The organism is Oleiphilus sp. HI0086, assembly GCF_001635225.1.
Window position 1 is genome coordinate 1 of sequence record NZ_LWFZ01001056.1, and the last position, 649, is coordinate 649.

A 649-nucleotide genomic window follows, 5' to 3' on the forward strand; every position below is an offset into this window, starting at 1 on the left:
GTTGGAGCGAAGGCGAATAATTTCTTGTGCACTCTGAGGCAGAGGTGGAAGCTCAAGAGTGTCTTCCAAGCGCTGTTTAATACGTAAGGAGGTAAACTTCTCAATCGCTTGATTGATCTGCTCAAGGTCACTGCCTGGTTGATTTATGTTGTAAGGTATCGATGATAGAGGCACTGCAAAGCTTTCGACTTTAGCTTTTCTAGTTGAGGCTGAAAAGGCCTCTTTACTCAGCTTGATCAGTTTATCTGCTTCATCGGTTTCGATATAGACGGTATCCTGTTCGATGACACGAGCATCGACAATCGCCGGTAAACCGGTGATATCCGGAATAGCCGGAAGCGTTTTGATGCTATGCACGGCGATTAGGCTGTGTACATCCTCATGTGGCAGCGCTTCGAATGAGCGCCCTACCTTACTGTTCAAACTGTCGACATCCAGCATACTGTCGGCTAAAAATATTAGCTGCGAACGCCCTAGTGTGTCTGCCATCAAGATGGTTTTCAGAATCTGGCTATCGGGAATGCCTTCACGGTCAACTAACACTGGCTGGTCCGCTTCAGTCAAATTAATTTCGGCATCATTCTGGTATTGTTCAAAAACTTTATTCACCACCGCGGGTATCATGTCATTTAACTCTTTGTTATCCATA

1 protein-coding gene is annotated in these 649 nt (G+C 45.6%); it reads right to left on the reverse strand.

Annotation, left to right across the window (positions count from 1 at the left end):
* The coding region (locus A3756_RS18905; protein WP_304438905.1) for a YbaK/EbsC family protein at positions 1 to 609 on the reverse strand (609 nt) is incomplete at its 3' end.
* Positions 610 to 649 lie beyond the last annotated feature (40 nt).